Genomic DNA, 24,363 nt, shown 5'->3' with positions numbered 1-24,363 from the left:
GGCGACGACAGGAGGATTTACATGGCCTATACCCCCTCAGAGGCAGGAGCGGTCCGTTCGCGACCGATGACCGCCGAAGAAAAGAAAGTCATTCTGGCCTCGTCGGCCGGGACGATTTTCGAATGGTACGATTTCTATCTTTACGGCTCGCTGGCGGCGATCATCGGGGCGCAGTATTTCACCGCATTCCCGGAAGCCACGCGCAACGTCTTCGCGCTGCTGGCCTTTGCGGCGGGCTTCATCGTGCGTCCCTTCGGCGCGCTGGTCTTCGGTGCCATGGGCGACCTGATCGGCCGGAAATACACCTTCCTCGCCACCATCCTGATCATGGGTCTGTCGACCTTCCTGGTCGGCCTGCTGCCGGGTTATGCCAGCTGGGGCGTGGCCGCTCCGATCATCCTGATCGCGCTGCGCATGGCGCAGGGTCTGGCGCTTGGTGGTGAATATGGCGGCGCGGCCGTCTATGTGGCCGAGCACGCTCCGCAGGGTCGTCGCGGCTATTTCACCTCGTTCATCCAGATGACGGCGACGCTGGGTCTGCTTCTGTCGCTGGTCGTCATCCTGCTGGTGCAGGGTTACGTCAACGCGAACTGGGATCCGAGCCCGGTCATGGATGCCGCTGGTCAGGCCGTCCTGAACGCTGACGGTTCGCCCAAGATGATCACCGCCTTCGACCTTTGGGGCTGGCGCATCCCGTTCCTCGGCTCGATCTTCCTGCTGCTGATCTCGCTCTACATCCGTCTGCAGATGCACGAAAGCCCGGCCTTCAAGAAGATGAAAGAGGAAGGCACCCAGTCCAAGGCACCGCTGAAAGAGGCCTTCGGCACCTGGAAGAACGGCAAGATCGCCCTGATCGCGCTCTTCGGTCTGGTCATGGGTCAGGCGGTCGTCTGGTACTCGGGTCAGTTCTACGCGCTGTTCTTCATCCAGAACGTCATCAAGGTCGACAGCTTCTCGGCGAACGTCTTTGTCGCCTGGTCGCTGATCCTGGGCACCGGCGGCTTCCTGTTCTTCGGTTCGCTTTCGGATCGCATCGGCCGCAAGCCGATCATCCTGGCGGGCTGTCTGATCGCCGCCATCACCTACTTCCCGGTGTTCCACCTGCTGACGAAAACCGCCAACCCGGCGCTGTTCGCCGCACAAGAGCATCAGGTCACGGTGTCGGCTGATCCGGCAACCTGCTCGTTCCAGTTCAACCCGACCGGCACGGCCAAGTTCACCTCGGCCTGCGACATTGCCAAAGCGATGCTGGCACGCTCGTCGGTGAATTATGAAACGGTGGATGCTCCGGCAGGCGAAAACGCCACCATCAAGATCGACGAGACCGTGATCCCGTCCTATGACGCGGCGGCGCTTTCGGGCGAGGAGCTGGCCACCACCAAATCCACCTTCGAGAAAAGCGTGAACGCCGCGCTGGAGAAGGCCGGTTATCCGCTGGTGGCTGCCAACAACACGACCGTCGCCAAGGCCAACAACTTCTTTGACATCTTCACCGGTCAGAAGCTGATGGTCATCGCGATCCTGACCTATCTGATCCTGCTGGTGACGATGGTCTATGGCCCGATCGCGGCCATGCTGGTCGAGCTGTTCCCGACGCGGATCCGCTACTCTGGCCTGTCGCTGCCCTATCACATCGGCAACGGCTGGTTCGGGGGCCTGCTGCCCGCGACCGCCTTCGCGATCTCGGCCCAAAGCGGCAACATCTACGCCGGTCTGTGGTACGCCGTCATCATCGCGGGCGCGACCGTGGTAATCGGGACGCTGCTGGTTCCGGGCGGCACGCATAAGAAAGACATCTTCGCAGATTGATCGAACTCGCGCCGGGCCTGCTTATCGCGGGCCCGGCACCCCAAGGCGATACAGAGGTGAGTGTCTTGGCCCATATCCTGATCGTCGAAGACGAAGACAATATCGCGGTCGCGCTGGAGTTCCTGCTGACCCGCGCCGGGCACAGCCACAAGCGCCTCAGCGGTGGGGCGAACGCTCTGGCCGAGGTCCGTGCCACCCGCCCCGACCTGATCCTTCTGGACATCATGCTGCCCGACGTTTCGGGCTACGACATTCTTCGGACGCTGCGCGCCGAGCGCGATCTGGCCCGCGTCCATGTGCTGATGATGACCGCCCGCGGTTCCGTCGTCGAGCGCAAGAAGGCACTGGCCCTTGGGGCCGACGGCTTCATCGCCAAACCCTTCGAACTTTCCGAGCTCCGCGATGAGATGGCGCGGCTTCTGGACCCGGCCAGCTAAGCCGGGCCCAATGCGCGTCAGGCGACGCTGATCGCCCGCTCGATTTCCTCATCCGTCAATTTGCCCGGGAAGTGACAGGCCGTCAGATGCTCGACGCCCAGCAGTTCGGGCCGTTCGTCGGCACAGATTGGTGCTGCACGGGCGCAGCGGGTGCGGAAGACGCAGCCCGAGGGCGGCTTCATGGGTGAGGGAAGCTCCCCCCCCAGCGGGATGATGCGCTTGGCGCGCTCAAGCGCGGGGTCGGGGATCGGCACCGCCGACAGCAGCGCCTGCGTATAGGGATGGCGCGGGTCGGCATAAAGCGCCTCGGCCTCGGCCAGTTCCATCACGCGGCCCAGATACATCACCAGCACCCGGTCGCTGATGTGCTTCACCACCGATAGATCATGCGCGATGAAGATCAGCGCCAGCCCCAGATCCCGCTGCAATTCTGCCAGCAGGTTGATGACCTGCGCCTGGATCGAGACATCCAGCGCCGAAACCGGCTCATCGCAGATCACCAGCTTCGGCCGCACGATCAGCGCGCGCGCGATGCCGATGCGCTGGCATTGCCCGCCCGAGAATTCATGCGGATAGCGGTTGATCTGGTTGGGCAGCAGGCCCACCCGGTCCATCATCTCTTTGACCCGTCCGCGCACCTCATCCCGGCTCAGTCCGGGGTGATGGGTAACCAGCGGCTCGGCGATGATCTGGCCCACGGTCATCCTTGGGTTCAGGCTGGCCAGCGGGTCCTGAAAGATCATCTGGATGTCATTGCGGTATTTCATCATCTTCCGCGGTGACAGGCCGATCAGGTTGGTCCCGTCCTGCCAGCGCGCCTCGCCCGTCGCAGGCACCAGTCCGATCAGCGCGCGCGCCAGCGTTGACTTGCCCGAGCCGGATTCGCCCACGATGCCCAGCGTCTGCCCGGGCATCAGGTTGAAGTCGACGCCGCTGACGGCCTGCAGCAGGCGGGGTGGGGACCAGGGCATCGCACCCGCGCCCCGGATGTCGAAGGTGACCTTCAGGTCGCGCACCCGCAGCAGCGGCTCTTGAGCGTTGGTCATCTTGTCCCTCCTGCGGCATGCGCCTCGGCCGATGCGGCGGCGATGGCCTGATCCTCAGCCGCCGCTTCCGGTAACAGGGGTTGCGGCGCGTGGCCCGCGCGCACCGTCATCACCGAGGCATGGCAGGCCCGCGCCCGGCCCGGCGCGAAATCATCGAGCGGCGGCATCTGCGCTTCGCAGATGGGCATGGCATAGGCGCAGCGCGGCTGGAACGGACAGCCCGGCGGCGGGAAGGTCATGTTGGGCGGGCTGCCGGGAATGGCCGACAACTCATCCCCGCGCTGGTCGACGCGCGGGATCGCCTGCAACAGACCCTGCGTATAGGGATGGCTCGGATCAGCGAACAGCGGATCGGTGGCGGCGCGCTCCATCACGCGGCCGCCATACATGACCATCACCCGCTCACACGCGCCAGCGACCACGCCCAGATCATGGGTGATCAGGATCATCGCCATGCCGAATTCGGTCTGCAGATCGTCCAGAAGCTGCATGATCTGCGCCTGCACGGTGACGTCCAGTGCGGTCGTCGGCTCATCCGCGATCAGCACGTCGGGCTTGCACAGCAGCGCCATGGCGATCATCACCCGCTGCCGCATCCCGCCCGAGAACTCATGCGGGTAAAGCCGGATCCGGCCCTTGGCATCGGGGATCTTCACCGCATCCAGCATCCGCGCACATTCCGCGACCGCCTGCGCCTTGCCCATGCCCCGGTGCAGCATCAGAACCTCGGCCATCTGGTCCGAGACCCGCAGATAGGGGTTGAGGCTGGTCATCGGGTCCTGAAAGACCATGGCGATCTTGTCGGCGCGGATCTTGTTCAGGACCTTCGGTGGCGCATTCAGGATCTCTTGCCCGTCAAAGCGGACCGATCCGTTGGCGCGGCCATTGCGCGCCAGCAACCCCATGATCGAAAACGCCAGCTGGCTTTTGCCCGAGCCGGATTCGCCCACGATCCCCAGCGTCTCGCCCCGCGCCAGCGACAGGCTGACGCCGTTCACCGCGCTGACTTCTCCGTCGGTTGTGTGGAAGCGGACGTTCAGGTCCGAGACCTGAAGCAATGCGCGATCCCCTTCGCTGTTCTTGTCCATCTCAGCGGTCCTTCGGATCAAGGGCATCGCGCAGCCCGTCGCCCACGAAGAAGAAGGCGAACAGCGTGATGCAGAAGAAGAAAAGCGGGAAGGCCAGTTGCCAGAGCGTGCCATAGTTCATCGTGCCCGAGCCCTCGGCGATCAGCGCGCCCCATGAGGTCAGGGGCTCCTGCACGCCCAGACCCAGAAAGCTGATGAAGCTTTCCGACAGGATCATCAGCGGCACCAGCAGCGTCGCATAGACCGCCACCACGCCCAGCAGGTTCGGGACGATATGGCGCAGGATGATCTTCCAGGTGGACACGCCGGTGGCGCGCGCGGCCTCGATGAACTCGTGGTTCTTCAGGCTCAGCGTCTGGCCCCGGACGACGCGGCTCATCTCCAGCCATGAGATCAGGCCGATGCCCATGAAAAGCATCATCATCGAGCGGCCAAAGACCACCAAGAGCAGGATCAGAACGAACATATAGGGGATCGCCAGCATGATATCGACCAGCCGCATCATGATCGCATCGGTGCGCCCGCCCAGATATCCGGCGGTCGCGCCGTAAAGCGTGCCCACGATGACGGCGATGGCCGCACCGATCAGCCCAACCAGCAGCGACACCTGCGTGCCCTGCACTGTGCGTGAAAAGAGGTCGCGCCCCAGATCGTCGGTGCCGAAATAATGCCCGTTCTCAAGGCTCGGGCCCCCCAGCTGCGCGGCCTGCCCGATGATCCCGAAGTCAATCTCCTCATTCGACCAGACGGCCAGTTGCTGGCCGAACAGCGCAAACAGACCCACCAGCAGCAGCACCGCCAGACTGGCCATCGCGGCCTTGTTGCGCCGGAAACGGTGGCGGGCGTCGGCCCATGGGCTGCGGCCCTTGACCTCGGTCTCGCTGAGGCGGGCGGCAAGGGATTTCATGCTGATTTGATCGATCATGGCCTAGTACCTGATCTTGGGGTCGATCCATGCGTAAAGCACGTCGACGACAAGGCTGAAAAGAATGGTCAAAGCGCCGACCAGAATGGTGATGCCCATCATCACCGCATAGTCGCGGTTCAGCGCGGAATCGACGAAGCTGCGGCCGATCCCTCCGGTCGAGAAATACATGTCGATCACCACCGAGCCGGTGATCATCGTCACGAAGGCCGGACCCAGATAAGAGATCACCGGCAGAAGCGCGGGCTTCAGCGCATGGCGCAGGATCACCGCACGCTCGGGCAGGCCCTTGGCGCGCGCGGTCCGGATGTGGTTCGAGCCCAGCACCTCCAGCATCGATGAGCGCATGATCCGCGCGATCGAGGCCATGAAGCTGGTCGACAGCGCCACAGTCGGCATGATCCAATAGATCGGGCCGCCCCAGCCTCCGCCCGGCAGCCAGCCCAGCCACAGCGTGAAGATCAGCACAAGGATCGGGGCCATCACGAAATTCGGCAGCACCTGCGCGCCAATCGAGGTGCCGACGGCCAGATAATCCAGCCAGGTGTTGTGCCGGATCGCAGCCGCCACGCCCGAGACGCCGACCGCCACGGCCACGACAAAGGCAATGCTGCCATAGGTCAGGGTGACCGGAAAACCGGCCGCGATGATCTGGTTCACCGTCCTGTCGGGATAGACGAAGCTGGGCCCGAAGTCGAAATGCGCAACGATGCCCCAGACATAGTTGATGATCTGACGCCACAGCGGATCATCAAGCCCGTATTTCGCGTTGAGGTTTGCCAGCACCTGCGCGGGCAGCTGGCGTTCCTGCGTGAAGGGGCCGCCGGGCGCGGCATGCATCAGCAGGAATGAGACGACAATCAGCAAAAGCAATGTCGGAATGGCAATCGCAATACGTCGAAGAATATAACCTGTCATGTTCCGGTCCCGTCAGGTGCCAAGGGAAGTTCCACGGGATGAAGGCTGGCCACGCAAATGCGCGACCAGCCGGGTGATTTACTGGGCGACGCGGTACATGTCCTTGGCGTACCAGTCGTTCATCACGTTTTCCTTGGGCCAGCCGCGCAGATCGGCCTTCACCATCATGGGCTTGGCGTAGTGATAGACCGGGACCATCGCCATATCGCCGATCAGCACCTCTTCAGCCTTCTTGTAAAGCGGGCCGGTGTCGGCTGCGGTCTTGGCCTCTTCCAGCAGCTTGTCATATTCGGCATTCGACCATTTGCCGTTGTTGTAGCCGCCGGTGCGGAAGTAATCGAGGAAGGTCGAGGCTTCGTTATAGTCGGCGCACCAGGCATAGCGCGCGACCTCGAAGTCCTGGTTCTGCAGGCGGTCGGTGTGGACCTTCCATTCATAATTCGCCAGTTCCACCTGAACGCCGATCTGCTTCCAGAACTGCTGCACGGCCACCGCCAGCTTCTTGTGATCGTCCGAGGTGTTGTACTGGATCGTCAGCTTCAGCGGGTTGTCGGGGCCATAGCCCGCTTCGGCCAGCAGCGCCTTGGCTTTCTCGACGCGCTCGGCCTGCGTCCAGCCCGCCATCTCGATATCGGGCTGCTGGAAGCCCTCGACCGCCCAATGGGTCCACCAATAGGCCGGGCGCTGACCGCCTTGCAGGACCTTGTCGACGATGATGTCGCGGTCGACCGCATAGGACAGCGCCTGCCGAACACGGATATCCTTCAGCGATTCCGGGCCTTTGTCGGACATGTTGAACAGATAGGCATAGGAGCAGGCATCCGGCACCGAGATCGCCTGATCTGGATATTCCTGCAGCAGGCGCGGGAACTGACCGGCGGGGGTCCGGTCCATCCAGTCGATCTCTCCGGCCAGATAGCGGGTCAGGCCGATGTTCTGGTCGTTCACCGTGACGAAGCGCACCATGTTCAGGACGGTGTGCTCATTGTCCCAGTAATTCTCGTTCCGGCTCATGACGGCCTGAACGCCCAGATCGTGTTGATCCAGCTTATAGGCGCCGTTGCTGACCAGTTTTCCGGCCTGCGTCCAGTTGTCGCCTTCGGCCTCGATGACCTTCTGCGGCACCGGGAAGGTCGCGGGATGGGCCAGAGTCTTCAGGAAATAGGGGGTCGGCGCGATCAGCGTGACCTCGACCGTTTTGTCGTCAATCGCCTTGATGCCCAGTTCCTCGGGCTTCTTTTCGCCCTTGGTGACTTCGGTGGCATTGGCGACGTTCATCAGCTCCATGAACCAGGCATATTCGCTGGCCGTCGCCGGATCGGCCACGCGTCGCCAGGCATAGACGAAGTCATTGGCGGTCACCGGATCGCCATTCGACCATTTGGCGTCGCGCAGTTTGAAAGTGTAGGTCTTCTGATCCTCGCTGACCTCGTAACTTTCGGCGACGCCCGGCACCACGGCGCCGGTCACGTCCTCATTCATCAGCCCTTCAAACAGCTGGCGCAGCGCATCCGAGCCCTCGCGGTCGGTGTTCTTGCCCGGGTCCAGCGTCTTGAGCGCATCAAGAATCCAGAAGTTCAGCTCTTGCTTCTCGGCCAGCTTCTCGCCCTCGGTGGGCTGGGCGGCGAAAGCGGGGGCGGCAAGCGCGCCGATCAATGCCGTCGTCAGGATCAGTTTCTTCATGAAGTGAGTCTCCCTGTTCCACATGGTGAACATCTCGGACCAAATGGTAATCCCGTTCATGAATTCTGACAAGGCCGATCATCGCTTCCCTCTGGCGGCGGCATGTGGAAAAACCACCCCATGACGCAACGAAACTTCATCGCCCTTGTCACCGGGGGAGCCCGTTCGGGCAAATCCGCGCAGGCCGAAAATCTGGCCCGCGCGCAGGCAAAGCTGCATGATCTGCCGCTGATCTACATCGCCACGGCCGAGCCCCGCGACGGGGAAATGGAGGACCGCATCCGCCTGCATCAGGACCGGCGCGGCGCGGGCTGGCTGACCGTCGAAGAGGCGAAGGACCTTGCGGGTGCGCTGCGGCGCACGGACGGGCAGGGCGTGCGGCTGGTCGATTGCCTGACGCTGTGGCTGGCCAATGCTTTCGAGGATGCGGATGTGGCGGATCTTTGCGCCACGCTGTCGCAGCAGGCCGATCCGGTCATCCTTGTGACCAATGAGCTGGGCATGGGCATCGTGCCCGCCGATGCCGCGACCCGGCGCTTTCGCGACCTGCACGGCTGGATGAACCAGGCGGTCGCAGGCATTGCGGATGAGGTCTGGATGGCGGTATGCGGACTGCCGCTAAGACTGAAGCCGGAACGGAACGACTCGTGACATCCTTTGACCCATCCGCCGCAGATGCCGCCCGCGCCCGTCAGGCGCAACTGACGAAGCCGCCGGGCTCTCTGGGGCGGCTTGAGGAGCTGGCCGAGTTCATGGCCGGCTGGCAGGGGACGGCATCCCCGGTGATCGACCGGGCGCAGGCCATTGTTTTCGCAGGAAATCACGGCATCGTGGCGCAGGGCGTGAACCCGTTCCCGGCCGAGGTCACCGCGCTGATGGTGCAGAATTTCCGCAACAAGGGCGCGGCGATCAACCAGATCTGCGCGCTGGCCGATGCCGATCTGTCGGTGGTCGAGATTGCGCTGGACCGGCCCACCGCCGATTTCAGCCAAAGCGCCGCCATGTCCGCAGAGGAGGTGACCGAGGCCATGCGCATCGGCGCCGAAGCGATGAATGACGCCGCGCATGTGCTGGTCCTTGGCGAAATGGGGATCGGCAATTCGACTGTCGCGGCGGTGCAGGCGGCGGCGGTCTTTGGCGGCTCGGGTCAGGATTGGGTCGGGCCGGGGACCGGTGCGGACCCTGCGATCATCGCCCGCAAGGTGGCGGTGGTCGATGCGGGTCTGGCGCGCCACAACGGTGCGCGGACCACGCATGAGACTTTGCAGGCCTATGGCGGGCGCGAGCAGGCCGCCATCTGTGGCGCGATTCTGCGGGCGCGAGAGCTGGGCATTCCGGTCCTGCTGGACGGGTTCATCTGTTCGGCGGCGGCCTCGGTCCTTCTGCGCGACGATCCGCAGGCGCTGGATCATTGCCTGATCGGCCATGAAAGCGCCGAGCCGGGCCACCGCCGCCTGATCGCCGCCATGGGCAAGCGCCCGGTGCTGGCGCTGGACATGCGGCTGGGCGAGGGCTCGGGTGCGGCCATCGCGCTGATGGTCCTGCGCGCCGCTTTGGCCTGCCACAACGGCATGGCCACATTCGCCGAGGCCGGAATTGGCCCGGCGTAGCCCCCGGCACCAGCCCCAGCGGCTGAGCGAGCTGCTTCTGGCGCTGGTCTGGCTGACCCGCCTGCCGGTCTGGCGCGTGCTGCCCGATCCGGCTCCGGCGCTGTCGGTCTCGGTCTGGGCCTTTCCGCTGGTGGGCGCGCTGGTGGGGGCCTTGGCGGCCTGCGTCTGGTCGCTGGCGCTCTGGCTGGAGCTGACGCCGATGCTGGCCGCGCTGCTGGCGATTGCCGCGATGATCCTGCTGACGGGCGCGCTGCATGAGGATGGTCTGGCCGATCTGGCCGATGGCCTTGGCGGCAATAACCCCGCGCAATGCCTTGATATTATGCGCGATTCTCGCATCGGCAGCTATGGCGTCATCGCCATCGGCATGGTGACGGCGGCGCGTGTGGGTGCGCTGGCCTCGCTGCCCTGGGCCGAGGGGGCGATGGCGCTGATCGCCATGGCGTCACTCTCGCGCGCGGGGATGGCGGCGGCGTTGTGGCTGATGCCGCCTGCGCGCCGCGACGGGCTGGGCCATGCCGCCGGACGCCCCGGCGGCGGCACCGTTGCGCTGGCGCTGGTGCTGGGCGGGCTCAGCATCCTTCTGGCTATGTTCTATGATCCTTCGCAGCGCTTCGACTGGCCGGTGGCGGTGCTGGCGTTGTTTCTGGCGCAGCTCTGGATTGCGCGGCTGGCGCTGAAGAAACTGCGCGGGCAGACGGGCGATGTGCTGGGCGCGATGCAGCAGGCGGGCGAGGTGGCGGGGCTTCTGGCGCTCGCCGCCCTGCTCTGACGCGCAAAGGCCGGCCACAGCCCGCGTTTTTCTTGACGCTTTTGCATCACTCCTGCATACCCCGCCCAATCGGTACTTTTGTATGGGGCCGTCCCGGTCCAGACTAGGTCCCAAAGCCATTCCCTGGGAGGCGCCCATGCGAGGCCTTTTGGCCCTGTCCCGCGCGATTGATGCGTGCACGACATTCATCGGAAAATCCGCAAGCTGGATGATCCTTGTCGCGGTCCTTGTCAGCGCGATCAACGCGATTGTCCGCAAGGTCTTCAACTATTCCTCGAACGGCTGGCTTGAGCTTCAGTGGTATCTTTACGGCATCGCCTATATGGGCGCGGCCGCCTGGACGCTGAACCTGAATGAGCATATCCGCATCGACCTGCTTTACACCCGCGCCTCGCGCCGGGTGCAGCACTGGATCGATCTGCTGGGGCATCTTCTGTTCCTGATCCCCTTTGCCTGGCTGCTGGTCTATTACCTCTACCCTTGGTTCCTCTCGGCCTATCGCACCGGAGAGACCTCTCCCAACGCCAGCGGGTTGATCCTGTGGCCCGCGCGCCTGATCCTGCTTCTGGGCTTCGTGCTACTGTTCATCCAAGGCATCTCCGAGATCATCAAGAAGATCGCCGTCATCACCGGCGCGATCCCGGACCCCAACCCACATGTCCCCCAGCATGAGGCCACGCTGGCCGAAGCCGAGGAACTGGCGCGCGAGATGCGCGACAACCTGCCGCCCGAACAGGCCGCCAGCGCGCAGGAGAGCCGCAAATGATGGAACTTATCGCGCAGAACATGGCGCCCATCATGTTCGCCTCGCTGATCATCTTTCTGCTACTGGGCTATCCGGTCGCCTTCTCACTGGCCGCAAACGGGCTTCTGTTCTTCCTGATCGGGGTCGAGCTTGCGCCGCTTTCGGGCGGTTCGATCAACCTTGACTGGGCGCTGCTGGGCAGCCTGCCCAACCGAATGTGGACGCAATTCTCGAACGACACATTGCTGGCGATCCCGTTCTTCACGCTCATGGGCATCATCCTTGAGAAATCGGGGATGGCCGAGGATCTTCTGGACACCATCGGTCAGCTTTTCGGGCCGATCCGGGGGGGCCTCGCCTATGCGGTTATTCTGGTCGGTGCGCTGCTGGCGGCGACAACCGGGATCGTCGCGGCCTCGGTGATCGCGATGGGCCTCATCTCACTGCCGATCATGATGCGCTATGGCTATGACCGAAGGGTTGCAGCGGGAACGATTGCGGCCTCGGGGACGCTGGCGCAGATCGTGCCGCCGTCGCTGGTGCTGATCGTGCTGGCTGACCAGCTGCAGGTGCGGGTGGGCGACATGTATGCGGGCGCGATCGTGCCCTCGCTGATCCTGACGGGCTGCTATATCCTCTTCATCTTCCTGCTGTCGATCCTGAAGCCGGACTATGTCCCGGCCCTGCCGCCCGAGGCACGCACGCTGGGCCATGGCATCACCTCGCTGCTGGTCATGCTGATCCTGACGGCGGCCATCAGCTATGGCGCCTACGCTTGGCTGCACCCCAAGATCGGCGTCGATGCCGATATCGTCGCCATGGCGGTGGGGGCGGGCTTTGCCTATCTCGTCGCGCTGGCCAACAGGTACCTGAAGCTGGGCGTGCTGTCGCGTCTGGCCGAGCAGGTCATCATCGTCCTGATCCCGCCGCTGGCGCTGATCTTTCTGGTGCTGGGCACGATCTTCCTGGGCCTTGCTACGCCGACCGAAGGCGGTGCCATGGGGGCGGCTGGCGCGCTGATCCTGGCGGTGCTGAAAGGGCGTCTCAGCTTCGATCTGTTGCGGCAGGGCGTCTACAGCGCGACCCGGCTTTCCGCCTTCGTCATGTTCATCATGATGGGCGCGCGGGTCTTTTCGCTGACCTTCTATGGCGTCAATGGCCATCTGTGGATCGAGCATCTGCTGGTCTCGCTGCCCGGGGGCGAGCTGGGCTTCGTGATCTTCGTGGCCGTGCTGGTCTTCCTGCTGGCCTTCTTCCTCGACTATTTCGAACTGGCCTTCATCATCGTTCCGCTGCTGGTTGCGCCTGCCAAGGCCATCGGCATCGACATGGCCTGGTTCGGGGTCATTCTGGGACTGGTCATGCAGACCTCGTTCATGCACCCGCCCTTCGGCTTCTCACTGCATTTCCTGCGCTCCGTTGCGCCGCGTCTGCCCTACAAGGACGCGGTGACGGGGCGGACGATCCAGCCGGTCACCTCTGGGCAGATCTATCTGGGCGCGCTGCCGTTCATGTTCATCCAGTTGGCCATGGCGGTGCTGGTGATCCTTGTGCCGGGCTTCGTGACCGGGTTCGGTGACAAGACCGCGACCAATGCCCCGGCCGCGCAGACGACGTTCGAGCTACCGACCCTAGGCGGCGGCCTGCCGCCCTTGGGCGCGCCCGGTGCGCCTGCGGGCGGGGCCGACAGCTCGGTCGGCGGTTTGCCGGGTCTGGCGCCGCTGCCTAACATGGCGCCCTCGGCCCCGCCGACGCCCGGCGCGGCCAGCGATCTACCGGGCCTTGGCACGCCGCCGGGTCTTGCGACGCAGCCCGGTGCGCCGGTGACGCCCGCAGCCCCTGCGGCAACGCCTACACCTGCCGGGGCCAACAGCCTGCCGGGACTGGGCGCACCGCCCGGTCTGGACGCGCCAGCGCCTGCGCCTGCCGCCCCGGCAACTGCACCCATCGGGGGCGCGAACGGCCTTCCGGGCCTCGGCACGCCCCCGGGGCTGGAGCCTCCCGCCGCCACCCAATAACCCGACATGCAAAAGGCCCCTGCAATGCAGGGGCCTTTCGTTTCGCAATCGCCGCGATCAGAGGCGTTTCTGGCCGTTCAGCTGCATCATGTAGTAGTCGTACTGGAAGTCGACGAGCTGGGTGTAGGTGTAATGCTCGGACCGGAAGGCCTTGATCGAATCCCAAAGCTTTTTGAACCATTCGTGCTTCGCGCCCATCTCGTCATAGACTTGGTTCGCGACGTCGAAAGCGGCCGACATGATCTCGGGCGAGAAGCTGCGGATCTGTGCGCCTTCGCCGACCAGACGCAGCAGCGCCTTGGGGTTGTTCCAGTCATAGGACGAGATCATGTAGTTGTCCGCCGCACGGGCTGCGGCACGGACGACGGCCTGATAATGCTTGGGCAGGCCTTCCAGCTTGTCCTTGCTGAAGAAGAAGTGGACCGTCGGGCCGCCTTCCCAGAAACCGGGCGCGTAGTAGTAAGGCGCGACCTTCACGAAGCCCAGCTTTTCGTCATCATAGGGGCCGGTGAACTCGACCGCGTCCAGCGTGCCTTTTTCCAGCGCCGGATAGATGTCGCCGCCCGCCAGCTGCTGCGGGACGACGCCCATGCGCTCAAGCACGTAACCTGCAAAGCCGCCGACGCGGAACTTGAGGCCCTTCAGATCCTCGACGGTGTTGATCTCCTTGCGGAACCAGCCACCCATCTGCACGCCGGTGTTGCCGCCCGGCAGCGCGAAAAGACCATGCTGGGCCAGGAATTCGTTGTAAAGATCAAGCCCGCCATTGTAGTTCCAGGCGTTCATCCCGCGATAGTTCAGCGAGAACGGAACCGCTGCCCCAACCGCCCAGGCTGGGTCCTTGCCCCAGTAGTAATAGCCGACGGTGTGGGCCATCTCGACCGTGCCATCCATGACCGCATCCGCTGCCTGCAGGCCGCCGACGATCTCGCCCGCGGTGAAGGACTGGATCTTGAACTTGCCGTCAGTGGCTTCCTCGACCAGCTTGCAGAAATATTCGCCCGTGCCGTAGAGCGTGTCGGTCGATTTCGGGAAGGACGAGGTCATCCGCCAGTTGATGGTCGGGCTTTCCTGCGCAATCGCAGGCGCGGCCAGCACGCTGCCAGCGGCCGCAGCGGCCCCGCCGACCGAGGCCTTGGTCAGGAATGAGCGGCGGTCGAATTTGTTGCTCTGGGACATTGTTCCTCCGGTAGTATTGTCGCGCCCTTTTCAGGCGCTTCTGATTGCGGGACATGTTGCAACGCAAGGCCCTGACTGTCGAGATCAAAGCGTCAGGACGTGGCGTGTCGACGGGTGTTCCGGGGCGCCCGGCAGGCCGGGTCGCGCGGCAGGCTTGCCACAGGCGTGCAGTCAGCATCTGGTAGGTGCAAGCTTGCGCTACCCAAGTCATGCGCAACCTCCTATAGTCCAAGTAGTTGCGGGCTATCAGGGGACTAAGGATGCGCTGTCCGTTCTGTGGAAATGTCGATACCCAGGTCAAGGATTCACGTCCGGCCGAAGACAATGTCGCCATTCGCAGGCGGCGCTTCTGCCCGGCCTGCGGCGGGCGTTTCACCACCTATGAGCGCGTGCAGCTGCGCGATCTGGTCGTGGTCAAATCCAGTGGTCGGCGCGAGGATTTCGACCGCGCCAAGATGGAACGCTCGATCCGCATCGCCATGCAGAAACGCCCGATCGAGCCGGAGCGCATCGACCAGATGATCTCGGGCATCGTGCGGCGGCTGGAAAGCCTGGGCGATACCGACATTTCCTCGAAGGTCATCGGTGAAATCGTGATGGAGACGCTCGCCCGCATCGACACCGTGGGCTATGTCCGCTTCGCCAGCGTCTACAAGAATTTCCAGGCGGCGGATGATTTCGACAAGTTCGTCTCGGAACTGCGCCCCGGCGCCGTCGAAGAGTGAGCAACCCCGACACGGACCGCCGCCATATGGCGCAGGCCCTTGTGCTGGCGCGGCGGGGTCTGGGCAACACCTGGCCCAATCCGGCGGTGGGCTGCGTGCTGATCCGCGATGGCATCGTGGTCGGGCGGGGCTGGACCCAGCCCGGTGGCCGCCCGCATGCGGAGGTTATGGCGCTGCGCCAGGCCGGAGAGGCCGCGCGCGGCGCGACCGCCTATGTGACGCTTGAGCCCTGCGCCCATCACGGACGTACCCCCCCCTGCGCAGAGGCGCTGGTCACCGCCGGTGTCGCCCGCGTGGTCGCGGCGCAGACCGATCCGGACCCGCGCGTGGCCGGACGCGGGCTTGAGATCCTGCGTCAGGCCGGCATCAAGGTGACCGAAAACATCTGCGAGGCCGAGGCACGCGCCATGCAGCGCGGCTTCCTGACCCGGATCACCGAGGGGCGCCCGATGCTGACGCTGAAGCTGGGGACCAGCTTCGATGGCAGGATCGCGACCTCAGGCGGGGAAAGCCAATGGATCACCTCGGAACTGGCGCGGCGGCATGTACAACTGCTGCGGCTGACCCATGATGCGGTCATGGTCGGCGGCGGCACGGCGCGGGCCGATCTGCCGGGGCTGAACCTGCGCGGCATGGGGGCTCAGCGTCAACCGGTGCGCGTGGTGGTGTCCTCGCGCCCGCTGCCGGACCTGCCGCCCGAGGGCGCGGCGCATGGCCCGCTGTGGCAGGTCTCGGGCGCGCCGCAGGATTTCATGCGCGAACTGGGCACGCGCGGGCTGACGCGGGTGCTGTGCGAGGGCGGCGGCATTCTTGCCGCCAGCCTTCTGCGCGCCGATTGCGTGGATGAGCTGATCGGCTACACCGCCGGGCTGGTCATCGGGGGCGACGGTCGACCCGGTGTTGCCGCGATGGAGCTGGCGCATCTGTCAGATGCACCCCGCTTTCGACTGGTCGAGCAGCGCCGCATCGGGCCGGATCTGATGCACCGCTGGGTGCGCGACAGGGCCTAGCGCCGCCAGATCCAGGAATGCCCCGAAAGCGCCCCTTGCGCCTTGGCGAGCAGCCGGATCGGCGGTGAGGACTGCCCTGCAAAGACCGGATCGGCCAGTCGCGCCACGGCAGTCTCGGGCGGGCAGGGCAGACCAGAGACGGGATCGAAATAGCGCGGATAGGCAATCAGCGCCGCATAGGCGAGTCCGTCCAGCCCCGGCCGAGCCTTACGACGGATAGGAACCTCGCCCAGATCGCGGCTGAGGCCCCAACCGGCATAGAAGGGCGCGCCCAGCGTGGTGACCGGCAGCCCGCGCAACAGCGCCTCGAACCCAAGGGTCGAGGTGATGGTCCAGACCTCATCCACCACAGCCATCAGCGCATCCGCCCCGACATTCCGGGCGATGACATCGGCAAGGCGGGCCAGATCACCTTCGGGGATGGCACCGGGGCGCAACCCCGCTTCGACATCGGGATGGGGTTTATAGATGATGACGGCGTCCGGGTTCTCCTGCCGCGCGCGGGTCAGAAGCTGCAGGTTCGTGCGCTCGGCCCCCGCGCCGAAACGGATCGAGGCGTCATCCTCGACCTGACCGGGCACAAGGATGCGCCGCCCCTTGGGTAGATCGGGCAGGGTGCCCGAAAGGTTGTATTTGGTCACGCCTGCCGCCCGCAGCGCCGCGATCAGCGCCTGCGCGCGCTCGGCCCCGCCTGCGGGCAAGGGCTGGGCGATCAGCCGTTCCAGCCTGCTATCGCGGCGCGGGTCGTAATAGATGCCAAGGTCATCGGCCACCAGCGACAGGGGCGGCACCAGCGCCGCGCCCAGCCCGCGCGAGCGGATGAACCCATCCTCGACCTGCGCGGCAAGTGGCGCCTCGCTGGCACGGTTGGCCCAGGCAAGCGTCACCGCAGGCGAGGGCGTGTCGGTAAAGCGGACCCCCTTGCCCGAGCCATAGAAGCGGCTGATGAAGCCGCGTTTCCACAGCCGCATGCCATAGGCGGTATGGCCCGCATGATCCTCGCGCCAGGCACGCGCCTCGGCCTCAAGCTGGCGCATGGTGCCGTCCAGATCGGTCAGGCGGTCAAGGCAGGGGTCGTACCAGACGGGCGCGAGCATATGGCTGGCGGCGAACAACTGGCCGATCCCGGCGGGCCCGCGACGGGGCAGGCTCTGCTGATCATCCGAAAGCCCCCAGCCCGCATAGAAGGGACGGCCAAAGACGCGCGGGCGGTGCCCGGCCAGTATCGCCTCATACCCCAGCTGCGAGGACATGACATAGACCCGCGCCGCCCCCGCCAAAAGCCGCCAGGGCGAGATTGGCGCGTCCGACAGCATCTCGCCCGGGCGCAGGTCCTCAGCGGTGAAATGGCCGGGCCGCAGCCCACGCGCGGTCTCGGGATGCATGCGGAGCAGGACGGACAGGCCGGGGTTTTCCTCCCGCGCCGCGTCCAGCATCTGCAGGAACTCGGCCCGACCTGCGCCCGCCAGCGAGGCGTCGCCGCGCGTCTGGTCGATGACCATGACATAGCCCGGCTCGGGCGTGGGGACGGGCAGGTGGGCGTTGTATTTCGACAGATCCGCGTCGATCAGCCGCCGGATCGCCGCCTGCGCCTGACCGGCCAGTGCCACCGCTTCGGGTGAGGTCACCAGCTGTTCGATCCGCGAGGGCCGGTCCGCGTCGAAATACAGCCCCACCGGATCGATGATCAAGCCGACAGGCCCGCGCCGACCCAAGGACCCGCCTGCGCGGCCCGGCAGGACCGAGCGCAGGAACGCATCCTCGATCCGCACCAGCGACGCGCCCGTGCGCGCGGCCATCGCCTCGCCCCGATGGGCATAGGGGCTGGCACCCCAGACGCCGATATGCTGGCCCGCGCGGGGCAGGCCCAGCGTGACCTGCCAGCCTGCCAGCGACAGGATGCGGCGCAATCGGGGCTGGCGCAGAAACCCGGCGTTGAAAACGAAAAGCCGCCGGGGATCTCCCCCGGCGGCCTCCAATCCGGCCAAGGCCATGGATTAGCCCCCGAGGGCCGAGTCGATGGTGCCGACCTGAGCGGCGGTGCCGGTGATCGAGCCGATGGTCTTCTGCCACTGCACGAAGGGCGCTTCGGTGACATAGACGGTGTCGCCGTCGCGGATCATGAAGTCGCGCGCCAGGAACAGGCCGTTCGGCTTGGTCAGGTCCAGCACATAAGCCATGCGCTGCGTGCCCTGGATCGCGTTCGAGCCCAGAACCGCACGGGCCACGCCTTGCGGTTCATCGCGCAGGATGAAGACGCCAGTCGGGTCGGCCAGCGCGGTGGAAAGGCCGCCGACCATGGCCAGCGCCTCGACCGCGTTGATCTGTTCGTTGCCAAGCGGCACCTTGGTCTGGCCGCCCAGCGCACCCAGAGCGGTGAAGCTGCGCTGATCCTCTTCGACCAGCACGACGTCGCCCGGACGCAGCGCAATGTCGTTGCGCGGGTTGGTGTAAAGGTCTTTCAGCCAGACCTTGCCGCTGGAATTGCCACGCTTGACGGTGACAACGGCAATCTCGGGCTCGATGGCAACGCCGCCCGATTTCGACAGCATCGCCGAAAGGGTGCGGGTCGGGCGTTCGATGGGGTAGACGCCCTGCGCGTTCACCTTGCCCATGACCGAGACGGTCGCGCCGTCGCCCGCCATGCGGGTGACCATGACCTGCGGGTCGGGGGTCTGGGTTTCCAGACGCTGGGTGATCAGCTGGCGCAGCTGGTCGGGCGTATTGCCCGCGGCACGGACGCGACCGGCATAGGGCACGAAGATATAGCCCTGGCTGTCGACCTGAAGCTCGGTCAGCGCGGTCGAGCTGGTCCCCATCGAGGCCAGAAGCCCGTCATCGACGTTTTCCCAGATCGAAAGGCCCAGCACGTCACCGGCCCGGATCTCATCCGCGCCAACGGTGCTGGCGTTGCGGAAGTCCGACGAGAAGCCGTAAGCGGGCGAGAAGTTGGCCGTCCGCGCCACGTGATCGTTCACGTAGATGACATGAGTGTTGCCGCCACGGTCGACCGAGCCGGCATAAATCTCTTTCTTGTTCGGGCCGGACCGTGGCAAGCCGCAAGCCGAAACGAGAACGACGGCACCAATCACGGCCAGCTTTCCCAGTCCCGACATGCGACGGGTCAGGGACGTTGCCGTGCCGGCGCGCCTGGGGATGGAACTGCTGATTACTGTCAAGGGTCTTCTCCTGTCCTCTCGCGCCTCATTTGCGTTCTAGGGCGCATTTTACCGCAAGTTAGTTTAATTCAGCTGGCTATGCCATAAAATTACAGTGTCAATCTCGCTCATCGTCCATCTGTTGCCGATGCTTGCCTTTTCCGGCAAAGAGCGCCGAATACGGGTCCTCGGACGCCAGCATCATGTCGACGACCAGCCGCAGGGCATGGGCGCGCGAACGGCTGGCGTAAAAGCCCCCGGGGATCTGGCTGCTTTCCAGCAGAAAATCACGGTAGCGACGGTAGGCCACGCCATTCGGGCGCTGCGGATCGGCCAGAAACTCGGCCAGCGGCTGGTCCGAGACCAACCCCGGCTTGTCATAGACCGTGCGCCCCATCGCCTTGACCGGAAGCCCGCGCCACAGCGCCTGCTGGGCGGCGGTCGAGTTCACGGTGACCGCCGAATGCGCCTGCGTCAGCAGCCGCGCCAGCTTGCCGCCCCGCACGAAATGGACGCGATCGCTGAGGCCCAGCGCCTTGGCTTGCCGCGCGATGGCGCTGCGGATGTCGCCGCGCCCGTCTTCCAGCGGATGTGCCTTGAAGACGATGCGGTGATGGCGGGGCGAGCCTTTGGCGAAGGCCTCCAGCACCTCGGCGGTGAAATCGGCCATCCGGTCATAGGGGGAATGTGCGACGAAGCTTGCGTCATGCTCCAGCTGCATCAGCACAAGAACGTAAGGAAAGCCGCCCTTCTGGACGACCGCAGCCTCGCGCCGCTGGATGATGGCGTTGAAGGGCGACAGCAGGAAGCGGCGCAGATGCAGCCGGAATTCCGTCAGCACCGAGATGTCGCGATGCGTGCGATAGCCCAGATAGCGCCGGTTCGCGACCAGAACGAAGAAGTGGTAAAGCGCGCCATAGAATTTGTGCTGGCGCATGTCGCCCCAATGGGCCGGGGGGCGGTGCAACTCTCCGATCCGGCTGCGCAGCGCCTTGCGCATCTCTTTCACCGGAATGTCCATCAGCCGCGAATGCCCGTTCGAGCCGCCGCGTTCATAGGTGATCCAGAAAGGGCGCAGATAGCCTTCCTCGAACACATGCAGGACCAGACCCAGCCGGGCGGCGGCTTCGCGGGCGGCGGCATGGACCGGGCGGACATCGCCGTAAAGCACGATATCGGTGACGCCCTTGTCCTCGATCAGCCGGGCCAGATGGGCGGGCCAATCCTCGGGCCCGCCTTCATGGGCGATGAAACTGCCCTTGTCGGTCCAGAAATGTTCGTCCCCGGCATTGAAGCCCACTCGCCAGACCCGCGCGCCCGCATCCGACAGAAGTTGGCCCACGCGGTTGAAGAATGGCCCGTGCGGCCCTTGCAGCAACAGGAAGACCCGACCGAAGGGCGGCAACAGCGCAATCTCGGCGGCGCGCGCTTCGGCGGCCGACGGGCTGGTCCTGTTGTCTGCCCCCGAGGGCATTTCTGGGTTCACGAAGGTCACTTGGTCAGGTCTGATTACCAGAGGATGTGCTGCGGCTAATCGCATCTTGCCGCAGTTTGCAATGAAAGGAACGGATTTCGAAACGAATTGACCCATTTTCGGGCGGCCTGTGGCAGCTTCGCTTGAAGATCGCCATGCGAGGCTTTAGTTCGGCATGGAGAATTGCAGCGGGGACAGGATGTTCACAGGGATCATCACCGATATCGGCAAGGTTGCGGCAGTCGAGATGCGGGGCGACATGCGCGCACGCATCACCTGCGCCTATGGCATGGCGGGCGTCGATCTGGGCGCCTCGATCGCCTGCGACGGGGTGTGCCTGACGGTCATCGACAAGGGGCCGGACTGGTTCGACGTCGATATCTCGGCCGAGACGCTGTCGAAGACCAATATCGGCGCGAATGGCTGGGAGGCCGGGAAGCGCCTGAACCTTGAACGCGCGCTGCGTGTGGGCGATGAGCTGGGCGGGCATATCGTCTCGGGTCATGTCGATGGCGTGGCACTGATCGAAGAGATGCATGATGAGGGCGACAGCACCCGCGTGACCTTCAACGCGCCCGCCGATCTGGCGCGGTTCATTGCGCAGAAGGGCTCGGTCGCGCTGAACGGGACCTCGCTGACCGTCAATGAGGTCGATGGCACGCGCTTTGGCGTGAACCTGATCCCGCATACGCAGACCGTCACGACCTGGGGCGATGCCCGGGTAGGCGACAGCATCAACCTGGAAATCGACACCGTGGCCCGTTACGTCGCGCGGCTGGCCGAGGCGGGCTGAGCCATGTCGGGCATCGGTCACAATCGCGGACCGCAGCTTGCCGGATCAGGCTGGCGCGCGCATTGCTGGACGCAGGCCCGACGCGAACTTCTGGGCGCAAGCCTGCCCATCGAGGTGGTGCGCCTGCAGGTCCGCCGCGCGAAATCGCTGGGGCTGGACTACAAGACCTATGCGGGCGTGCGCGCGACCACCGGGCGCGATCTGGTGGCCTTCCTTTATTCCTCGAACGCGCTTGGCGTGTTCCGGACGACCGAGGCCCCCACGCCCAAGGTGTTGCACCGCATGGCCGAAAGTGCTGCGGTCCGGCATCTGGGCACCTCGCCCGGGATTGCACCCGATGTGCTGGCGCGCCGGATCGATGCGGTCTCGGCTCGCCCGCTTGCGCCCTTCGGGTCCAGCTGGTCCGCGATCCGCGACGAGATGAAGGGTTGGCTGCGGGCGCAGGGCCTGCCCGGAGACGCCGTCCTGATGATTGGCGAAACCGCCCACGAACGCGAAATGATGACGGCCGGCGGCCTGGCGGGATTCGTCAGCGGTCAGGCCTTCTTTGCAGGAGTTACCGATGCATTATGAGAAGCCCGGTCCGGTCGAAAGTGAATGGTCGGACGCCATCTCGGGGATCGAAGAGATCATCAACGAGGCCCGCAACGGCCGCATGTTCATCCTTGTCGATCACGAGGACCGCGAGAATGAGGGCGATCTGGTCATCCCCGCACAGATGGCGACGCCCGATGCGATCAACTTCATGGCGACGCATGGTCGCGGGCTGATCTGTCTGGCGATGCCGGGCCCGCGCATCGACGCGCTTGGCCTGCCGCTGATGAGCCCGAAGAACTCCAGCCGCCATGAAACCGCCTTCACCATGTCGATCGAGGCCCGCGAAGGGGTCACGACCGGGATCTCGGCCCATGACCGCGCGCATACCGTGGCCGTGGCCATCGACCCCAGCAAGGGTGCTGCCGATATCGCGACGCCGGGCCATGTCTTCCCGCTGCGCGCCCGCGAAGGCGGCGTGCTGGTCCGCGCGGGCCATACCGAAGCTGCTGTCGATGTGGCGCGGCTGGCCGGGCTGAACCCCTCGGGTGTGATCTGCGAGATCATGAACACCGACGGCACCATGGCGCGCCTGCCGGATCTGGTGGGTTTTGCCCAAGCGCATGGGCTGAAGATCGGCACGATCAGCGATCTGATCGCCTATCGCCGCCGCCATGACAATCTCATCAGCGAACGTGCGCAGCGCGCGGTGCACTCGGTCTATGGTGGCGACTGGCAGATGCGGATTTTCGCGGATGAGGTCAGCGGAACCGAGCATGTCGTTCTGACCAAGGGCGATCTGACCACCGAAGGCCCGGTGCTGGTGCGGATGCATGCGCTGGACCCGCTGCATGACGTGCTGGGCGTCGGCCGTGAAGAAGCAGGCGGGCTGGGCGCGGCCATGCAGGCCATCGCCGATGAGGGCAGGGGCGTCGTGGTTCTGTTCCGCGACGTGACGCCCCGGCTGGCCGAGCAGGGCGAGGTCTCGCCCCATGTGCTGCGCCAATACGGGCTTGGCGCGCAGATCCTGTCGGCGCTTGGCCTGTCCGAGCTGGTGCTTCTGACCAATTCTGCGCCGCTGAAGATTGTCGGGCTTGACGCCTACGGTCTTTCGATCCATTCCACCCGTCCGATCCCGAAGGGCTGAGACATGGCTGCGAGCGTCGAACATTACAATCTTCCACTGCCCCGGTTCGAGGGGCAGGTGCGGCTGCTGATCGTGGTCTCGCCCTATTACAAGAACATCGCCGATGACCTGATCGCAGGTGCGCGCGCCGTGGCCCAAGAGACTGGCGCCAGCGTCGATCTGATCGAGGTTCCGGGCGCGCTGGAAATCCCGACTGCCATCGGGCTGGCCGCGCGGCGCGGGCTTTACGACGGCTACGTCGCCCTTGGCTGCGTCATCCGTGGAGAGACCACGCATTACGAGACCGTCTGCAACGACAGCTCGCGCGGGCTGACGCTGCTGGGTCTGGAAGGGCATTGCATCGGCAATGGCATCCTGACCGTCGAAAACCCGGAACAGGCCTTCGTGCGCGCCGATCCAAAGGGCCAGAACAAGGGTGGCGGGGCGGCAGCGGCGGCCTTGCACCTGATCGCGCTGGACCGTGGCTGGCAGTCACGCCCGGCCAGCGATGCCGCGAAGGAGCGCGACATCATCAAGCTGGCGGGCAAGATCGAAGGACCGGGGCAGGCATGAGCGGGCAGGACCAGAAACCGGGAAATTCCGCCGCAGGCGACAAGCGCAGCGAGCGTCAGGCGCGCTCCTCTGCCGCGCGCGTCTATGCCGTCCAGGCACTCTTTCAGATGGAAGCCGCTGGCCAGTCGGCCGATCGCGTGATGCGCGAATTTCGGCAGTGGCGCATCGGGCGCGAGGATGAGGACGCCGACATGGTCTCGGCGGAGGCGGATGACGCGCTGTTCGCCCGCATCGTCGACGACGCGGTGAACTGGCAGTCGCGCATCGACCAGATGACCGATCGGGCGCTGGTGGCGAAATGGCCCATCGACCGGATCGATCCGGTGCTGCGCGCCTTGTTCCGCTGCGCGGGGGCTGAACTCGTCTCGAAAGGGACGCCGCCCAAGGTCGCGATCATCGAATATGTCCAGATCGCACAGGCCTTCTTTCCCGAAGGACGCGAGTCGAAATTCGTCAACGCGGTTCTGGACCACATGGCCCGCGAGGCGCGCCCCGAAGCGTTCTGACCAAGGCCCACAGCACCCAAGATCCAGAAATGCGCCCCAATGCGGCGCATTTTTTATTGCGCGCAGGGCACGGGCCGCAGCGGGCTGTCCGATTGCGCCGCAGATAATCGGCAAAACTGTGTGACATCTGCAACACTCCATGTGGGGGAACGGCCATTTCTGATTGCCTATTATTTACGCAATCGCGCTGCCGTGATGTGAACGTCACAAGAACGAAACAATAAGTGAGTATCA

23 protein-coding genes are annotated in these 24,363 nt (G+C 65.0%); 14 read left to right on the top strand and 9 right to left on the bottom strand.

What is annotated here, in order from left to right; genetic code table 11:
- Window positions 1-21 precede the first annotated feature (21 nt).
- Window positions 22-1,809, top strand: a complete 1,788-nt coding sequence (locus tag IQ24_RS01685; protein WP_199756452.1) for an MFS transporter — start codon at window positions 22-24, stop codon at window positions 1,807-1,809.
- A gap of 65 nt (window positions 1,810-1,874) precedes the next feature.
- Window positions 1,875-2,246, top strand: a complete 372-nt coding sequence (locus tag IQ24_RS01680; protein WP_145396134.1) for a response regulator transcription factor — start codon at window positions 1,875-1,877, stop codon at window positions 2,244-2,246.
- Between the two features lie 17 nt (window positions 2,247-2,263).
- Here IQ24_RS01680 and IQ24_RS01675 read toward each other — a convergent pair whose 3' ends face one another.
- The 5 genes from IQ24_RS01675 to IQ24_RS01655 form a co-directional block, all read right to left on the bottom strand.
- Window positions 2,264-3,292, bottom strand: a complete 1,029-nt coding sequence (locus IQ24_RS01675; protein WP_145395970.1) for an oligopeptide/dipeptide ABC transporter ATP-binding protein — start codon at window positions 3,290-3,292, stop codon at window positions 2,264-2,266.
- Complete coding sequence (locus IQ24_RS01670) at window positions 3,289-4,380, bottom strand: oligopeptide/dipeptide ABC transporter ATP-binding protein (RefSeq protein ID WP_145395969.1); 1,092 nt, start codon at window positions 4,378-4,380, stop codon at window positions 3,289-3,291. The genes IQ24_RS01675 and IQ24_RS01670 overlap by 4 nt, the downstream gene beginning before the upstream one ends.
- A gap of 1 nt (window position 4,381) precedes the next feature.
- The gene (locus tag IQ24_RS01665; protein WP_145395968.1) at window positions 4,382-5,305 is read right to left on the bottom strand and encodes an ABC transporter permease subunit; all 924 of its coding nucleotides are present in this window, start codon (window positions 5,303-5,305) and stop codon (window positions 4,382-4,384) included.
- Window positions 5,306-5,308: 3 nt separating this feature from the next.
- A complete protein-coding gene (gene oppB, locus IQ24_RS01660; protein WP_145395967.1) occupies window positions 5,309-6,223 on the bottom strand; it encodes an oligopeptide ABC transporter permease OppB in 915 nt (304 codons plus the stop codon).
- A 78-nt stretch (window positions 6,224-6,301) separates the two neighbouring features.
- Window positions 6,302-7,906: a peptide ABC transporter substrate-binding protein gene (locus IQ24_RS01655; RefSeq protein WP_145395966.1), complete on the bottom strand. Its 1,605-nt coding sequence runs from the start codon at window positions 7,904-7,906 to the stop codon at window positions 6,302-6,304.
- Between the two features lie 120 nt (window positions 7,907-8,026).
- On the opposite strand from IQ24_RS01655, the gene cobU reads away from it, so the two are divergent.
- From cobU to IQ24_RS01630, 5 genes are all read left to right on the top strand, one after another.
- On the top strand, window positions 8,027-8,557 hold the full coding sequence (gene cobU, locus IQ24_RS01650; protein ID WP_145395965.1) for a bifunctional adenosylcobinamide kinase/adenosylcobinamide-phosphate guanylyltransferase: 531 nt from the start codon (window positions 8,027-8,029) through the stop codon (window positions 8,555-8,557).
- Window positions 8,512-9,516 (top strand): nicotinate-nucleotide--dimethylbenzimidazole phosphoribosyltransferase, encoded by a 1,005-nt coding sequence (gene cobT, locus IQ24_RS01645; protein WP_145395964.1) that lies wholly within the window; start codon window positions 8,512-8,514, stop codon window positions 9,514-9,516. The genes cobU and cobT overlap by 46 nt, the downstream gene beginning before the upstream one ends.
- Window positions 9,503-10,288: an adenosylcobinamide-GDP ribazoletransferase gene (cobS, locus tag IQ24_RS01640; protein ID WP_145395963.1), complete on the top strand. Its 786-nt coding sequence runs from the start codon at window positions 9,503-9,505 to the stop codon at window positions 10,286-10,288. The genes cobT and cobS overlap by 14 nt, the downstream gene beginning before the upstream one ends.
- Window positions 10,289-10,424: 136 nt before the next feature.
- Complete coding sequence (locus IQ24_RS01635; protein WP_145395962.1) at window positions 10,425-11,054, top strand: TRAP transporter small permease subunit; 630 nt, start codon at window positions 10,425-10,427, stop codon at window positions 11,052-11,054.
- Window positions 11,051-13,051, top strand: coding sequence for a TRAP transporter large permease (locus IQ24_RS01630; RefSeq protein ID WP_145395961.1), 2,001 nt, complete (start codon window positions 11,051-11,053; stop codon window positions 13,049-13,051). Before IQ24_RS01635 ends, IQ24_RS01630 begins: the two co-directional genes overlap by 4 nt.
- A 57-nt stretch (window positions 13,052-13,108) precedes the next feature.
- Here the strand turns inward: IQ24_RS01630 and IQ24_RS01625 are convergent, their stop codons facing one another.
- Window positions 13,109-14,230 carry a TRAP transporter substrate-binding protein gene (locus IQ24_RS01625; RefSeq protein WP_145395960.1) on the bottom strand — a complete coding sequence of 374 codons (1,122 nt, stop codon included), beginning with the start codon at window positions 14,228-14,230 and terminating at the stop codon, window positions 13,109-13,111.
- 260 nt (window positions 14,231-14,490) lie between these two features.
- Between IQ24_RS01625 and nrdR the strand changes: the two genes are divergently transcribed.
- Together nrdR and ribD are read left to right on the top strand one after the other, a co-directional pair.
- Window positions 14,491-14,955 (top strand): transcriptional regulator NrdR, encoded by a 465-nt coding sequence (gene nrdR, locus IQ24_RS01620; protein WP_145395959.1) that lies wholly within the window; start codon window positions 14,491-14,493, stop codon window positions 14,953-14,955.
- 26 nt (window positions 14,956-14,981) lie between these two features.
- Window positions 14,982-15,965 (top strand): bifunctional diaminohydroxyphosphoribosylaminopyrimidine deaminase/5-amino-6-(5-phosphoribosylamino)uracil reductase RibD, encoded by a 984-nt coding sequence (ribD, locus tag IQ24_RS01615; protein WP_145396133.1) that lies wholly within the window; start codon window positions 14,982-14,984, stop codon window positions 15,963-15,965.
- Here ribD and IQ24_RS01610 read toward each other — a convergent pair.
- From IQ24_RS01610 to IQ24_RS01600, 3 genes are all read right to left on the bottom strand, one after another.
- Window positions 15,962-17,959: a capsular polysaccharide biosynthesis protein gene (locus IQ24_RS01610; protein WP_145395958.1), complete on the bottom strand. Its 1,998-nt coding sequence runs from the start codon at window positions 17,957-17,959 to the stop codon at window positions 15,962-15,964. The genes ribD and IQ24_RS01610 overlap by 4 nt on opposite strands.
- A gap of 3 nt (window positions 17,960-17,962) precedes the next feature.
- Window positions 17,963-19,081 (bottom strand): polysaccharide biosynthesis/export family protein, encoded by a 1,119-nt coding sequence (locus IQ24_RS01605; protein WP_145395957.1) that lies wholly within the window; start codon window positions 19,079-19,081, stop codon window positions 17,963-17,965.
- Between the two features lie 160 nt (window positions 19,082-19,241).
- A complete protein-coding gene (locus tag IQ24_RS01600; RefSeq protein ID WP_242007860.1) occupies window positions 19,242-20,609 on the bottom strand; it encodes a capsule biosynthesis protein in 1,368 nt (455 codons plus the stop codon).
- Window positions 20,610-20,796: 187 nt separating this feature from the next.
- On the opposite strand from IQ24_RS01600, the gene IQ24_RS01595 reads away from it, so the two are divergent.
- From IQ24_RS01595 to nusB, 5 genes are read left to right on the top strand one after another with little or no spacing between them, the layout of a single operon-like run.
- Window positions 20,797-21,390, top strand: coding sequence for a riboflavin synthase (locus IQ24_RS01595; RefSeq protein WP_145395956.1), 594 nt, complete (start codon window positions 20,797-20,799; stop codon window positions 21,388-21,390).
- A gap of 3 nt (window positions 21,391-21,393) precedes the next feature.
- Entirely contained in the window at window positions 21,394-21,963 is a 570-nt protein-coding gene (locus IQ24_RS01590) for a hypothetical protein (protein WP_145395955.1), read from the top strand.
- On the top strand, window positions 21,953-23,071 hold the full coding sequence (gene ribB / locus IQ24_RS01585; RefSeq protein ID WP_145395954.1) for a 3,4-dihydroxy-2-butanone-4-phosphate synthase: 1,119 nt from the start codon (window positions 21,953-21,955) through the stop codon (window positions 23,069-23,071). Before IQ24_RS01590 ends, ribB begins: the two co-directional genes overlap by 11 nt.
- Window positions 23,072-23,074: 3 nt before the next feature.
- Window positions 23,075-23,623 carry a 6,7-dimethyl-8-ribityllumazine synthase gene (locus IQ24_RS01580; protein ID WP_145395953.1) on the top strand — a complete coding sequence of 183 codons (549 nt, stop codon included), beginning with the start codon at window positions 23,075-23,077 and terminating at the stop codon, window positions 23,621-23,623.
- On the top strand, window positions 23,620-24,129 hold the full coding sequence (gene nusB / locus IQ24_RS01575; protein ID WP_145395952.1) for a transcription antitermination factor NusB: 510 nt from the start codon (window positions 23,620-23,622) through the stop codon (window positions 24,127-24,129). Before IQ24_RS01580 ends, nusB begins: the two co-directional genes overlap by 4 nt.
- Window positions 24,130-24,363 lie beyond the last annotated feature (234 nt).

This window comes from Paracoccus sulfuroxidans, assembly GCF_007830335.1.
Lineage (GTDB): Bacteria > Pseudomonadota > Alphaproteobacteria > Rhodobacterales > Rhodobacteraceae > Paracoccus > Paracoccus sulfuroxidans.
The sequence above is the reverse complement of the archived record's forward strand: the minus strand, read 5'-3'. Positions and strand labels throughout refer to the sequence as shown.